The sequence below is a fragment of the Streptomyces sp. NPDC056948 genome (genome assembly GCF_042674225.1).
Taxonomy (GTDB): domain Bacteria; phylum Actinomycetota; class Actinomycetes; order Streptomycetales; family Streptomycetaceae; genus Streptomyces; species Streptomyces purpurascens.
In genome coordinates this window covers 21,967-33,859 of sequence record NZ_JBHUQX010000038.1, presented here as the reverse complement: position 1 = coordinate 33,859, position 11,893 = coordinate 21,967, and the positions used below count along the sequence as shown (strand labels likewise).

The 11,893-nt window shown below is 70.0% G+C and carries 15 protein-coding genes; 7 read left to right on the top strand and 8 right to left on the bottom strand.

Annotation, left to right across the window (positions count from 1 at the left end):
• Nucleotides 1-37: 37 nt before the first annotated feature.
• The gene (locus tag ACFTZL_RS07560; RefSeq protein WP_382579403.1) at nt 38-1,114 is read right to left on the bottom strand and encodes an alkene reductase; all 1,077 of its coding nucleotides are present in this window, start codon (nt 1,112-1,114) and stop codon (nt 38-40) included.
• Nucleotides 1,115-1,382: 268 nt separating this feature from the next.
• Here ACFTZL_RS07560 and ACFTZL_RS07555 point away from each other — a divergent pair, with 268 nt between their 5' ends.
• Nucleotides 1,383-1,814, top strand: coding sequence for a MarR family winged helix-turn-helix transcriptional regulator (locus ACFTZL_RS07555; protein ID WP_382579408.1), 432 nt, complete (start codon nt 1,383-1,385; stop codon nt 1,812-1,814).
• On the opposite strand, the gene ACFTZL_RS07550 is transcribed toward ACFTZL_RS07555, so the two are convergent.
• Genes ACFTZL_RS07550 through ACFTZL_RS07540 form a run of 3 tightly spaced genes read right to left on the bottom strand, consistent with a single transcriptional unit; the run spans nt 1,789 to nt 3,443 of the window.
• Nucleotides 1,789-2,256, bottom strand: a complete 468-nt coding sequence (locus ACFTZL_RS07550) for a GNAT family N-acetyltransferase (RefSeq protein ID WP_382579406.1) — start codon at nt 2,254-2,256, stop codon at nt 1,789-1,791. The genes ACFTZL_RS07555 and ACFTZL_RS07550 overlap by 26 nt on opposite strands.
• A 24-nt stretch (nt 2,257-2,280) precedes the next feature.
• Nucleotides 2,281-2,628, bottom strand: coding sequence for a DUF397 domain-containing protein (locus ACFTZL_RS07545; RefSeq protein WP_382579401.1), 348 nt, complete (start codon nt 2,626-2,628; stop codon nt 2,281-2,283).
• The gene (locus ACFTZL_RS07540; protein WP_382579399.1) at nt 2,610-3,443 is read right to left on the bottom strand and encodes a Scr1 family TA system antitoxin-like transcriptional regulator; all 834 of its coding nucleotides are present in this window, start codon (nt 3,441-3,443) and stop codon (nt 2,610-2,612) included. Before ACFTZL_RS07540 ends, ACFTZL_RS07545 begins: the two co-directional genes overlap by 19 nt.
• A 116-nt stretch (nt 3,444-3,559) precedes the next feature.
• On the opposite strand from ACFTZL_RS07540, the gene ACFTZL_RS07535 reads away from it, so the two are divergent.
• From ACFTZL_RS07535 to ACFTZL_RS07510, 6 genes are all read left to right on the top strand, one after another.
• Nucleotides 3,560-3,766 (top strand): hypothetical protein, encoded by a 207-nt coding sequence (locus tag ACFTZL_RS07535; protein ID WP_251057941.1) that lies wholly within the window; start codon nt 3,560-3,562, stop codon nt 3,764-3,766.
• Complete coding sequence (locus tag ACFTZL_RS07530; RefSeq protein ID WP_189723394.1) at nt 3,763-3,978, top strand: hypothetical protein; 216 nt, start codon at nt 3,763-3,765, stop codon at nt 3,976-3,978. Before ACFTZL_RS07535 ends, ACFTZL_RS07530 begins: the two co-directional genes overlap by 4 nt.
• A gap of 62 nt (nt 3,979-4,040) precedes the next feature.
• Nucleotides 4,041-4,787 carry a DNA repair protein RecO gene (gene recO, locus ACFTZL_RS07525; RefSeq protein WP_382579397.1) on the top strand — a complete coding sequence of 249 codons (747 nt, stop codon included), beginning with the start codon at nt 4,041-4,043 and terminating at the stop codon, nt 4,785-4,787.
• A 49-nt stretch (nt 4,788-4,836) separates the two neighbouring features.
• A complete protein-coding gene (locus ACFTZL_RS07520) occupies nt 4,837-5,667 on the top strand; it encodes an isoprenyl transferase (protein ID WP_382579395.1) in 831 nt (276 codons plus the stop codon).
• A 113-nt stretch (nt 5,668-5,780) separates the two neighbouring features.
• Nucleotides 5,781-7,181: an MFS transporter gene (locus tag ACFTZL_RS07515; RefSeq protein ID WP_382579393.1), complete on the top strand. Its 1,401-nt coding sequence runs from the start codon at nt 5,781-5,783 to the stop codon at nt 7,179-7,181.
• A gap of 148 nt (nt 7,182-7,329) precedes the next feature.
• Nucleotides 7,330-8,697 carry a histidine-type phosphatase gene (locus tag ACFTZL_RS07510; RefSeq protein WP_382579392.1) on the top strand — a complete coding sequence of 456 codons (1,368 nt, stop codon included), beginning with the start codon at nt 7,330-7,332 and terminating at the stop codon, nt 8,695-8,697.
• Between the two features lie 65 nt (nt 8,698-8,762).
• Here ACFTZL_RS07510 and ACFTZL_RS07505 read toward each other — a convergent pair whose 3' ends face one another.
• Genes ACFTZL_RS07505 through ACFTZL_RS07490 form a run of 4 tightly spaced genes read right to left on the bottom strand, consistent with a single transcriptional unit; the run spans nt 8,763 to nt 11,875 of the window.
• Nucleotides 8,763-9,179, bottom strand: a complete 417-nt coding sequence (locus tag ACFTZL_RS07505) for a Fur family transcriptional regulator (protein ID WP_382579391.1) — start codon at nt 9,177-9,179, stop codon at nt 8,763-8,765.
• A 58-nt stretch (nt 9,180-9,237) separates the two neighbouring features.
• Nucleotides 9,238-10,140 (bottom strand): metal ABC transporter permease, encoded by a 903-nt coding sequence (locus ACFTZL_RS07500; RefSeq protein WP_382579390.1) that lies wholly within the window; start codon nt 10,138-10,140, stop codon nt 9,238-9,240.
• Entirely contained in the window at nt 10,140-10,907 is a 768-nt protein-coding gene (locus ACFTZL_RS07495; protein ID WP_382579389.1) for a metal ABC transporter ATP-binding protein, read from the bottom strand. Before ACFTZL_RS07495 ends, ACFTZL_RS07500 begins: the two co-directional genes overlap by 1 nt.
• Nucleotides 10,908-10,927: 20 nt before the next feature.
• A complete protein-coding gene (locus ACFTZL_RS07490) occupies nt 10,928-11,875 on the bottom strand; it encodes a metal ABC transporter substrate-binding protein (RefSeq protein ID WP_382579387.1) in 948 nt (315 codons plus the stop codon).
• Nucleotides 11,876-11,893 lie beyond the last annotated feature (18 nt).

Here is an 11,893-nt window from a genome sequence, read left to right as displayed (position 1 = left end):
CCCCGGGGGTGGGGCGCCTGCGCCGGGTCGTGTCGTGTCAGGCGAGGGTGGGGTAGTCGGTGTAGCCGCGGTGGTCGCCGCCGAAGGAGGTGGCGCGGTCGGGGGTGTTGAAGGGGCCGCCGGCCGTGAGGCGGGTGGGCAGGTCGGGGTTGGCGAGGAAGAGCGCCCCGTAGGCGATCAGGTCGGCCGTGCCGTCCTCGAGCAGTTCCAGGGCCTCGGGGCCGGTGGGCTCCGTACCGGTGAAGGGGTTCAGGACGAACGCGCCCGGCCATGCCTTGCGCAGCCGCCCGACCAGGTCGCGGATCCCGGGAGCCTCCATCTGGTGCAGGTAGGCCAGGCCGAGCGGGGCGAGGGTGTCCACGAGGGCGGTGTAGGTGGCGTCCACGTCCGCCCGGTCGCTCTCGTCGATGTCGTTGTAGGGGTTTCCGGGCGAGATCCGGAAGCCGACCTTCTCGGCGCCGATGGCCTCGGCCACGGCCTTCGCGGTCTCCACGGCGAATCGGATCCTGCGCTCGGGGCTGCCGCCCCAGGCGTCGGTGCGCTGGTTGGAGTTCGGGGCGAGGAACTGGTGGATCAAGTAGCCGTTCGCACCGTGCAGTTCCACACCGTCGAAGCCGGCCTCGACGGCGTTGCGCGCCGCGGTGGCGAAGTCCGCGATCGTTTCCGCCACCTCGGCATCGGTGAGCTCGCGCGGCGTGACGAAGTCCTGCGGCCCCTCGTGTGTGTACACCTGGCCCTTGGCCGTGACCGAGGAGGGGCCGACCGGGGTCAGGCCCATCAGGCTCGGGTGGCCGACCCGGCCGGTGTGCATGAGCTGCAGCACGATCCTGCCGCCCTCGGCGTGCACGGCGTCGGTGACCTTGCGCCAGGCCGCGATCTGCTCGCCGGAGTGGATGCCGGGGGTGTCGGGGTAGCCCTGGCCGACGACCGACGGCTGGGTGCCCTCGGTGATGATCAGGCCGGCGCTCGCGCGCTGCGCGTAGTACGTGGCCATCAGGTCGGTGGGGCTCTGCCCGGGGCCGTAGGCGCGGCTGCGGGTCATCGGGGCCATCACGATGCGGTTGGCCAGCCGGATGCCGCCGAGGTCGTAGGGGGCGAAGGCTGTGGTGGTCATGGTCGGGTCCTGTCCTCGGGTTCCGTTCGAAGCGATTACTTGCTCGAACAGGTAAATCGCGTCGACCATTCCCTCAGGAGAGTGATCTACGTCACTCAGGGTGGGGTTGCTGCTGGTGGCTCGGGCGGTGTGGACCTTGGGGTGGCCGGTAGAATCTCCCCTGTTCAGGCAGCGAAAGCGGGAGGGCAGAGCCGTGGAGGACGTCGCAAAGGCTTCCGAGGTGGACATCGCCCGCCCCGCGTTGCCGCCCTCCGTGCAGGCCGGGGTCATGAGCCACGCCATCTTCCGCGTGGCCCGCCTGCACCGGCTGCTCGCCGGGCAACTGCTGCGCCGGGTAGGGCTGCACCCGGGCCAGGAGCTCGTGATGATGCAGCTGTGGGACCTCGGTCCGCAGCGCCAGACCGACCTCGTACGGCTGCTCGGTTCGGACGCCGCCACGATGACGCGCACGGTCAAGCGCCTCGAGAACGCCGGGTTCGTCCGCCGGCGGCCCAGCGAGCACGACAAGCGGGCCACCATCATCGAACCCACCGCCGCCAGCCTCGCCCTGCGCAAGGAGGTCGAGAAGATCTGGGCCGAACTCGAGGACGACACCGTGGCCGGCCTCCCCGCGGAGGAGCAGGACGCCATGATCCGCGTACTGGCCCGGATCGAGGACAGCCTCAGCGAAGCGGTCAGCCGCCAGGTGCCGCCGGCGTAGCCACTCCGTGCTCTGCCGTGCCCGGCGGCCTCAGCATGAAGACGTCGATCGGGTCCTGGGTCTCGACGGTGAATCCGTGGCGTTCGTAGAGGCGGCGGGCCGGGCTGCCATGGAGGACGTTCAGGCGTACGGGTTCGGCGTCGGCGTCGGTTCGGGCCAACAGGGTGCGCAGGACTGCCGAACCCAGGCCCCGGCCCTGGAGGCCGGGATCGAGGTAGAAGTGCTCCAGCCAGGTGCCGTCCTCGGCCGGGCGCAGCGTGACGCTCCCCGCGAAGGCGCCGTCGGCCTCGATGACGGAGGTGTGCTGCGGGGCGAAGCCGTCGCGTAGCCGCTGTCTGACCCGGTGCGCGTCGTAGCGGCCCAACCGCTCCAGATCCGGGCGCATCACGATCGCCCGCAGCTCCGCGATCGGCTCGACGTCCGCCGGCTCCGCGGGGCGCATGATCCAGTGCACGGCCGGATTATGTCAGTGGCGGCGGTGGTGACGTATGAACAGGCCCCAGGCGGCGGCCCCGACCAGGACCACAGGGCTGTCGGCCAGCTTGCTGTCGCGGACGGGGACGGTGCCGGGGACTCCGTCGGCGACCTCGACGCAGCTTCCGCCCTCGCCGTTGCTGTAGTTGCTCTTGCGCCAGTGTGCGAACTCCACCCACGCGGCGGCCCCGACCAGGACCACAGGGCTGTCGGCCAGCTTGCTGTCGCGGACGGGGACGGTGCCGGGGACTCCGTCGGCGACCTCGACGCAGCTTCCGCCCTCGCCGTTGCTGTAGCTGCTCTTTCGCCAGCAGGCGTTGCTCAGGTCGTCCTCGTGCATCGTCTGTAGTCCTCAGCCGCGGATTCGATCAGGGCCAGGGACGCCTCTGGAGACAGTGCGGCGACCCTGAGCAGATCGTAAGCGCGCTGTGCGTTCTTCACCACGCTCGGGTCATCGACCAACGTCCCCGAAAACGCCGTCTCTGTATAGGCGACGGGCGGAGCGTCGTCGAACTCCATGAGCGTCAGCATCCCGCCCATGGAGGGGTGAGCTCCTGCCGAGTACGGCAGCACCGTCACCATCACTTGACGCTCCCGCATCAGGCGGGCGATGTGGTCCAGTTGGGCAGCCATTGTCTCGCGACCGCCGGCCGGCATACGCAGTACGTTCTCGTGCAGGATCACCCAATACTCGGGCCTTGTAGCGTCCGCGAGGATCTGTGCCCTTTCCAGACGGGCCGTGACCTTCTCCTCGATGTAGTCGTCTGTGACGAACGGGTTCGCCGCCACCGTGACCGCCCTGGCGTACCCGGCCGTCTGCAGAAGCCCCGGCACAAGTGTCGGTGCGAACTCGCAGATCTGCGTCGCCTGCCGCTCCAGCTCCACAACCCGCGCGAAATAATCCGCATACCGCTTATCGTCAATCAGTTTCCTGCACAGCCGCTCGAAAATACCGTCGGTTTGCAGCACCCCGTCGATCCGCTGCGCCACATCCAACTGCGGCTTGCGAATGGCCTGTTCGAACTGGCCGATGTATCCGCCGGAGACAAAGACCCGCAACCCCAGCTCCACCTGGGTGATCCCCGCGTCCTCCCTCCGTCGCTTGAGCTCCGTGCCGAAGAACTCCCATGCCGCCTGCCGAGAACCGTTGGCCATTGCCGAACCCCTTTGTGCTGCCCCGCAGTTGTAGGGCACAGACCCCTCCCGAGTGTAGGCGCGGAGCGTCACCGTAGGGATGCGAAGAGTGAAACTGCAAAAGGAAGGGGAGCACGGTGGAGGCACGACACTCGGCGCACTGCGTCGGAGAAGCGGAGGACGCGGTGAAAGAATTGCGGGCAGAACTCGCCAAGGCGGGAATTACCCTGCCATCACTGGGCCTGGACCCGGTGAGTCTTGCGCGGGAAGCACCCTGTCCGCTCGTGGAATTGGGCCGGTGTTCCGTGGAGACCGCCCGGCGGCTCGCGGCGGTGCTGCGATGAAGCCCCCGGTCGGCGCGTATGTCGTGGACACCCGCAGCGGACGCATCGGCATCGTCATGGGGCATGAGGGGCCCTATGTGCAGTTGCGGCCGTACGGAGGCGGGAAGGAATGGGACGTGGACCCCGGCGCCGTCCGGCACGCCACCCCGGCCGAGCGGCTGAGCGCGGCGACGGCGTACGCCAACGCCCGCAGCAGGGGAGAGGTCCCTTGACCCGGGTGACCCGGGTGACCCGGGCAACCCCGGTGACCCGTTGATCCTGCGAGAATGACGCCATGAGTCTGTTCCGCGACGACGGCATCGTGCTGCGCACCCAGAAGCTGGGTGAGGCGGACCGGATCATCACGCTGCTCACACGCGGTCACGGACGCGTACGGGCCGTGGCCCGGGGCGTGCGCCGGACGAAGTCGAAGTTCGGTGCGCGCCTCGAACCCTTCTCGCACGTCGACGTGCAGTTCTTCTCGAAGGGGAGCGAGCTCGTCGGGCGCGGGCTGCCGCTGTGCACGCAGAGTGAGACCATCGCGCCGTACGGCGGCGGGATCGTCAGCGACTACGCGCGGTACACCTCCGGGACCGTCATGCTGGAGACCGCCGAGCGGTTCACCGATCACGAGGGGGAGCCGGCCGTGCAGCAGTATCTGCTGCTCGTCGGCGGGCTGCGGACCCTCGCCCGGGGAGAGCACGCCCCGCATCTCGTGCTCGACGCCTTCCTGCTGCGCTCCCTCGCCGTCAACGGGTACGCCCCGAGCTTCACGGACTGCGCGAAGTGCGGGATGCCCGGTCCCAACCGGTTCTTCTCGGTCGCCTCGGGCGGTTCCGTCTGCGTGGACTGCCGGGTACCCGGCAGCGTCGTACCCTCGCCCCAGGCCCTCGAACTCCTCGCCGCGCTGCTTACGGGAGACTGGGACACTGCGGACGCGTGCGAGGCGCGGTACGTCCGCGAGGGCAGCGGGCTGGTGTCCGCGTATCTGCACTGGCACATGGAGCGCGGGCTGCGTTCCCTGCGGTACGTGGAGAAGTAGGCCCGCCCGTACAGACGTATTGCAAGCAAGCACGAGGAGCGAGAGACACATGGCCGTACGCGGGATCCTGGGGCGGCAGCGCCGGGAGTACAGGACGCCGGAGCCGCACCCGTCCGGCGCACGGCCGCCGAAGCTCGGAGAGCTCGTACCGAAGCATGTGGCGATCGTCATGGACGGCAACGGACGATGGGCCAAGGACCGGGGGCTGCCGCGCACCGAGGGTCACAAGGTCGGCGCCGAGCGGGTGCTGGACGTGCTCCAGGGCGCCATCGAGATGGGCGTCGGCGCGATCTCCCTGTACGCCTTCTCCACCGAGAACTGGAAGCGGTCGCCGGACGAGGTCCGCTTCCTGATGAACTTCAACCGGGACTTCATCCGCAAGACCCGCGACCAGCTCGACGAGCTGGGCATCCGCGTGCGCTGGGTGGGCCGGATGCCGAAGCTGTGGCGTTCCGTGGCCAAGGAGCTGCAGATCGCCCAGGAGCAGACCAAGGACAACAACCGGCTGACCCTGTACTTCTGCATGAACTACGGCGGGCGGGCCGAGATCGCCGATGCCGCGCAGGCGATGGCCGAGGACGTGAAGAGCGGGAAGCTCGACCCGTCGAAGGTCAACGAGAAGACCTTCTCGAAGTACATGTACTACCCGGACATGCCGGACGTGGACCTGTTCCTGCGCCCGAGCGGTGAGCAGCGCACCTCCAACTACCTGATCTGGCAGAGCGCGTACGCCGAGATGGTCTTCCAGGACGTGCTGTGGCCGGACTTCGACCGGCGCGACCTGTGGCGGGCGTGCCTGGAGTTCGCCTCGCGCGACCGGCGGTTCGGCGGGGCCATCCCGAACGAGGAGCTGCTGGCCATGGAGGGCCGGCAGGAGTAGGCCCCCACCGGCCCCCCCGCCCACCGGGTCCCCGCCCACCTGGCTCCCGGCCTCTCCCTGGGCCCGGCAGCCCCCCGGTGGCAGCCGGGCCGTGCCGGCGGTGTGCTGGGGGCATGGGTTCGACGGCCGTCAGCGCGCCTCAGAAGACGAGTAAGCGGGCCGGGGCCTTCGTCGCGGCCTCGCTCGCCCTGTTCTGCATCCAGCTCGACTTCTTCGCGCTCAACCTGGCCATCCCCGGCATCTCCGCCGAGTTGGACACGACGGTCTCGGCGGCCCAGTGGACGCTGTCCGCCTACATGCTCGCCATCGGCTGTCTCTTCATCGTCGGCGGGCGGCTGGGCGATCTGCTCGGCCGCCGTCCGATCCTGCTGATCGGGATCGGCCTGTTCGCCGCCGCCTCCGTGGGCTGTGCTCTCGCGCCCACTCTGGGCGTCCTCGTCGTGTCCCGTGTGGTCCAAGGTGCCGGCGCGGCACTGATCTTTCCCGTGTCGGTCTCCGTCATCAGCAACGCCTTTCCCGAGGAGACCCGGGCCCGTGCGCTCGGCGCGGTGTTCGGGATCGCCAACGTCGGCACCGCCCTCGGACCGTTCGTGGGCGGCGGCTTCACCGACGGCCCCGGCTGGCGGTGGATCTTCTGGCTGCTGGCTCCGCTCAGCGCCCTCTCCCTGCTGATCGCCCTGCGGTACGTCCCCGACTCCCGGGACGAGAGCGCTCCCCGCCAGATCGACCTGCCCGGATGTCTGGCCGTCGTGATCAGCCTGGCCGCCCTGACCCTCGCCGTGGAGCGGGGCAGCGCCTGGGGCTGGGACCACGCGCGCACACTCGCCCTGCTCGGCGTAGCGGTGGCGGCCGGTGCGCTCTTCGTCCTGCGGGAGCGCACCTGCCGTCATCCACTGGTCGACTTCCGGCTCTTCCGCAACATCCGCTTCGACCTCGTCACCGTGATGGGGTCGGTGGCCAACATGGGATACGCCGTCACCGTGTTCCTCGCCACCCTGCAGTTGCAGCAGGTGCGGGGCCTGTCCGCGATCCTGTCCGGCACGGTCTTCCTCGCCCCGGCCGTGATGGTGGCCTGCGCCGGGCCCATCGGCGCCTGGCTCTCCACCCGGATGCGCCCCACCAGCGTCATGGCCCTGGCCGGGACCATCGCCGGCACCGGCATGCTCGGGCTGAGCTGGGCCTGGTCCTGGTGGGTCTACCTGCCCGTCTTCACCTGGTCCGCGCTCGGCCTCGGCCTGGGCTGGACCTTCGCCAGCGTGGCCACCCAGCAGGTCGTCCCGCCCGCCCGCGCCGGAGAGGCCTCGGGTGTCGTCCTCACGGCCCTTGTCACCCTGGGCGCCATCGGCCTGGCCGCCGTGGCCGCGGCGATCACCTCCCTCACCCCGGAGACCGGCCCGGAGCGCGCCTACGACCTCCTCCTGCGCATCGGCGGCGTCGTCATCCTCGCCTCCGCCGCCCTCTCGCTGCTCGTCCGCCGCAGGCTCACCGCCCGCGGCCTGGTGCCGTCCGCCTGAGGAACCTTTGGCAAGGGCAGGACAGGCGGCCACGTCCCGGCCGCCACCGAGCCATGCGACGTTCATGTACCGACTCGACGATGCGGCGGATCACCCGGTCTGCCGCATCAGTCGCTTTGATGCGGTCCTGAACGAAAACGGCACCGCAATGAGACGTCTCACCCCCGCGCTGGCCCTCGGCCTCGCGACCCTCGTGGTGGCCCCGTCGGCCGCCCAGGCGACGGACCACCGGCTGCCCCGAGCCGCCGTCCGCGACAGCTTCGGCACCAAGGCCTCCTACGTCCCCCAGCAGAACGCCCGCACCTACCAGCGGCCCCCGGCAGGCTTCGTGCCCGTCTTCACCGAGAACGTCTCCCGGCACGGCTCCCGGGCCGCCACCGACAGCGAGGACGGCGACCTGATCCTCGCCCTGTGGGACAAGGCGCAGGACGAGGGGCAGCTCACCCGCGCGGGGCGGGAGTTCGGGCCCAAGGTGCGGGCGCTGCTCGACGCCATGTCCAAGGTCGGCTACGGCAACCTCAGCGGCCGCGGCAAGCAGGAGATCGAGGGCACGGCCGTACGCATGGAGCAGCGGCTGCCGGGGCTGTTCCGGCAGATCGCCAAGGACGGCGACAAGATCGACGTCGTCAGCTCCGGACAGGGGCGGGCCGTCGACAGCGGCAACCTGTTCGCGGCCACCCTCGGGAACACCGACCCGGCGCTGAAGCCGCTGATCGGCCCGGCCCGCGCCGACGCGAACCTGCTGTACTTCCACAAGGCGGCCGGCGGTGCCGCCTACCGCGACTACATCGACAACGACCAGCGCCTCGCGGACACGCTCAAGAGCCTCGCCGGCCGGCCGAAGACCCACCGGGCCGCCCGCAGCGTCCTGAGCGAGCTCTTCACCCCGGCCTTCGTCCAGCGGATCACCGACGGCGAGTTCGCCTCGATCGGCACCGAGGTGCAGGCCGCGCAGGCCGTCTTCAACCTGTACGCCATCGCCCCGGCCATGAGCGAGGAGAGCCCCGGCGGCAAGGGCTGGGGCATGGAGCGGTACATCTCGCGAGGCGACGCCGCCTGGTTCGGATACCTCAGCGACGTCGAGGACTTCTACGAGAAGGGCCCCGGCTTCGCCGGCAGCGACATCACGTACAAGATGGCGGACGTCCTCCTCGACGACTTCTTCCAGCAGGTCGAGGCCAAGCGCGCCGGCACCAGCGACCTGGGCGCGGAACTCCGCTTCACCCACGCCGAGGAGATCATCCCCCTCGCCGCGCTGATGAAGCTGCCGGGCAGCACGCAGGGTGTGACGGCCGAGAAGCCCTACACCTACGCCGACAACACCTGGCGCGGCGCCTCGGTCGCCCCGATGGCCTCGAACATCCAGTGGGACGTCTTCCGCAAGGGCAGCACCTATCTCGTGCGCATGCTCTACAACGAGAAGGAGACGCCCTTCAAGACCGGCTGCCGACCAGTTGCCAAGGGCAGCAAGTTCTACGACTTCAACGAACTGGAGCGCTGCTTCAAACGAAGCTGAAGGTCACTGACCCCAGGGGCGCGGGGAACTGCGCGACAAGCCCCCACGCACCCGCAGCCGACAACTCACCGGCCAGCAGCCGCACAATCCGCACAGGTCCCGAAAATCTCCACCGTATGAGCCACGTTCACATACCCGTGCTCCGCGGCGATGGAATCCGCCCACTTCTCCACGGCAGGGCCCTCGACCTCGACGGCCTTGCCGCACCCGCGGCACACAAGGTGGTGGTGATGATCGTCCGTGGAGCAACGGCGGTAGACGGACTCGCCGTCGGCGGTACGCAGGACATCGACCTCACCGGCGTCGGCGAGGGACTGCAGCGTGCGGTAGACCGTGGTGAGCCCGACCGAGTCGCCCTTGTGCTTGAGCATGTCGTGCAGGTCCTGCGCACTGCGGAACTCGTCGACCTCTTCCAGGGCCGCCGACACGGCGGCCCGCTGCCGGGTGGCGCGGCCCTTCACGGACGGTCCAGCGGTCGTCACCGTTGCCTCCTCACGTCTGCCTTGCCCGGGCCATTGTGCCAGCCCGGGGTGGGGGCGGTCAGACGCCGACTTCGTCGGCCGCCTCCCGGGTACCCGGAATCGTGCACTCGCCCGGGTCATGGGCGGTTTGCGCGGAAGCCCGGTCACGGGCGCGGCGGCGGGCCAGCGGAGCCGCGAGTGCCGTCAGCACGATGAACGCGCCGATGGTCAGCAATACGATCGTCGCACCGGGCGGGACATCCTGGTAGTACGAGGTGACCGTGCCGCCGATCGTCACGCTCACGCCGATGGCGACGGCGATCGCGAACGTGGCCGCGAAGCTGCGGCTGATCTGCTGCGCCGCCGCGACGGGCACCACCATCAGCGCGCTGACCAGCAGCAGGCCGACCACGCGCATCGCCACCGTCACCGTGACGGCCGCGGTGATCGCCGTCAGCAGGTTCAGGGCGCGCACCGGCAGGCCCGTCACCCGGGCGAACTCCTCGTCCTGGCTGACCGCGAAGAGCTGCCGGCGCAGGCCGAGCGTGACCAGGACGACGAAGGCGGCCAGCACGCAGATCGCCGTGACGTCCGACTCGGACACCGTCGACAGGGAGCCGAACAGGTACGACGTCAGGTTGGCGTTGGAGCCCGTCGGCGCGAGGTTGATGAACATCACACCGCCGGCCATGCCGCCGTAGAAGAGCATCGCGAGGGCGATGTCGCCGCGGGTCTTGCCGTACCAGCGGATCAGCTCCATGAGGACCGCGCCGAGGACGGAGACGAGGGTCGCCATCCACACCGGGGACCAGGTCAGCAGGAAGCCGAGGCCGACGCCGGTCATCGCCACGTGGCCGATGCCGTCGCCCATCAGGGCCTGGCGGCGCTGGACCAGGTAGATCCCCACCGCGGGGGCGGTGATGCCGACCAGGACGGCGGCGAGCAGCGCCCGCTGCATGAAGGCGTAGTCGAGGAAGTCCATCAGCTCAGCAGTCCCGTACGGATCGGTTCGGCGCCGGCCGGCGCGTGCGGGTGTACGTGGTCGTGGCCGGGGAGGGCGTGCTGCCCGACCGCCTTCGGGGGCGGGCCGTCGTGCACGACGCAGCCGTCGCGCAGGACTACCGCCCGGTCGATGAGGGGCTCCAGCGGGCCCAGTTCGTGCAGCACGAGCAGCACGGTGGTGCCCTGGGCGACCTGCTCGCGCAGCGTGTGCGCGAGCACCTCCTGGCTGGCCAGGTCGACGCCCGCCATCGGCTCGTCCATGATCAGCAGCTCGGGCTCGGAGGCGAGGGCACGGGCGATCAGGACGCGCTGGTGCTGGCCGCCGGAGAGGGCGTCGACCGAGTCCTTGGCCCGGTCCGCCATGCCGACGAGGTCCAGAGCCTCCCGTACGGCCTTGTGGTCGGCCTTGCGCAGCACGCCGAAGCGGGCCCGGGACAGGCGGCCGGAGGAGACCACCTCGGTCACCGTGGCGGGCACGCCGCCCGCGGCCGTGGTGCGCTGCGGGACGTAGCCCACGCGCCGCCAGTCGCGGAACCGTGCCCGGTCCGTGCCGAACAGCTCGATCTCGCCGGCGCCGGTCTGCACCTGGCCGATGATGCTGCGCACGGCCGTGGACTTGCCGGAGCCGTTCGCGCCGAGCAGCGCGACGACCTCACCGCGGTGCACGGTGAGGTCGATGCCGCGCAGGACGGGGCGCGAGCCCAGGTCCGCGCGGACGCCGCGCAGGGATACGACGGGCTCGGTCATGCCGTCCTCCGATGAGTGAGTCACTTGGCTCCCAGGGCCGTCCGCAGGGCCTTGAGGTTGGCTTCCATGACCTGGAAGTAGTCGTCGCCCCGGGACTTGTCGGTGATGCCCTCGAGCGGGTCGAGGACGTCCGTCTTCAGGTTCGCGTCCCGGGCCAGGGTCTTCGCGGTCCTGTCGGAGACCAGGGTCTCGTAGAAGACGGTGGTGACGCCGTCGGCCTTGGCCTCCTGCTGGAGCTCCTTGACCCGGGCGGCGCTGGGCTCGCTCTCGGGGTCGACGCCGGAGATGGCCTCCTGGGTGAGGCCGTAGCGCTCGGCGAGGTAGCCGAAGGCGGCGTGGTTGGTGAAGAAGACCTTGGACCTGCTGTCCTTCAGGCCGTTCTCGAAGTCGCTGTTCAGGCCGCCCAGCTTCTTGACCAGGGCCTCGGTGTTCTTCTTGTAGTCGGCCGCGTGGTCCGGGTCGGCCTTCTCGAAGGCCTTGCCGACGCCCTGGGCGATCTCGGCGTACTTCACCGGGTCCAGCCAGACGTGGGGGTCGCGGCCGTGCTCCTCCTCTTCGGAGTGGCCTTCCTCGCCCTCGTGGCTGTGCCCGGCGCCGCCGTGGTCCTCGAGGTGGGTCAGCGAGGCCGCGTCGATCTTCGTCTCTATGCCGGTCTGCGAGACGGCCTCGTCGACGGCGGGCTGGAGCCCCTTGAGGAAGAGCGCCGCGTCGGCCTCCTCGAGCTGGGCGCGCTGCTGGGTGCTGATCTCCAGGTCGTGCGGTTCCTGGCCGGGCTCGGTCAGACTGGTGACGTTCGCGTGGTCGCCGCCTATCTGCTCGGCGAGGAACGCCATGGGGTAGAACGACGCGACGACGTCGAACTTCTCCGTGTTGCCCGTCGCCGCGCTGTCGCTGGAGCAGGCGGTCAGAGCGCCGAGGCCGAGAGAGGCGGCCGCGGCGGCGGGTATGAGGCGTCGTCGTACGTTCATGACACTCATTTTCAACAA

Bases quoted from the DNA above. Each gene is read 5' to 3' on its own strand.
- ACFTZL_RS07490 (WP_382579387.1), bottom strand. From the start codon at position 11,875: ATGAACGTACGACGACGCCTCATACCCGCCGCCGCGGCCGCCTCTCTC.
- ACFTZL_RS07550 (WP_382579406.1), bottom strand. From the start codon at position 2,256: ATGCGCCCCGCGGAGCCGGCGGACGTCGAGCCGATCGCGGAGCTGCGG.
- ACFTZL_RS07545 (WP_382579401.1), bottom strand. From the start codon at position 2,628: ATGCACGAGGACGACCTGAGCAACGCCTGCTGGCGAAAGAGCAGCTAC.
- ACFTZL_RS07520 (WP_382579395.1), top strand. From the start codon at position 4,837: ATGGCCGTACGCGGGATCCTGGGGCGGCAGCGCCGGGAGTACAGGACG.
- recO (WP_382579397.1), top strand. From the start codon at position 4,041: ATGAGTCTGTTCCGCGACGACGGCATCGTGCTGCGCACCCAGAAGCTG.
- ACFTZL_RS07495 (WP_382579389.1), bottom strand. From the start codon at position 10,907: ATGACCGAGCCCGTCGTATCCCTGCGCGGCGTCCGCGCGGACCTGGGC.
- ACFTZL_RS07555 (WP_382579408.1), top strand. From the start codon at position 1,383: ATGAGCCACGCCATCTTCCGCGTGGCCCGCCTGCACCGGCTGCTCGCC.
- ACFTZL_RS07530 (WP_189723394.1), top strand. From the start codon at position 3,763: ATGAAGCCCCCGGTCGGCGCGTATGTCGTGGACACCCGCAGCGGACGC.
- ACFTZL_RS07560 (WP_382579403.1), bottom strand. From the start codon at position 1,114: ATGACCACCACAGCCTTCGCCCCCTACGACCTCGGCGGCATCCGGCTG.
- ACFTZL_RS07510 (WP_382579392.1), top strand. From the start codon at position 7,330: ATGAGACGTCTCACCCCCGCGCTGGCCCTCGGCCTCGCGACCCTCGTG.
- ACFTZL_RS07500 (WP_382579390.1), bottom strand. From the start codon at position 10,140: ATGGACTTCCTCGACTACGCCTTCATGCAGCGGGCGCTGCTCGCCGCC.
- ACFTZL_RS07540 (WP_382579399.1), bottom strand. From the start codon at position 3,443: ATGGCCAACGGTTCTCGGCAGGCGGCATGGGAGTTCTTCGGCACGGAG.
- ACFTZL_RS07515 (WP_382579393.1), top strand. From the start codon at position 5,781: ATGGGTTCGACGGCCGTCAGCGCGCCTCAGAAGACGAGTAAGCGGGCC.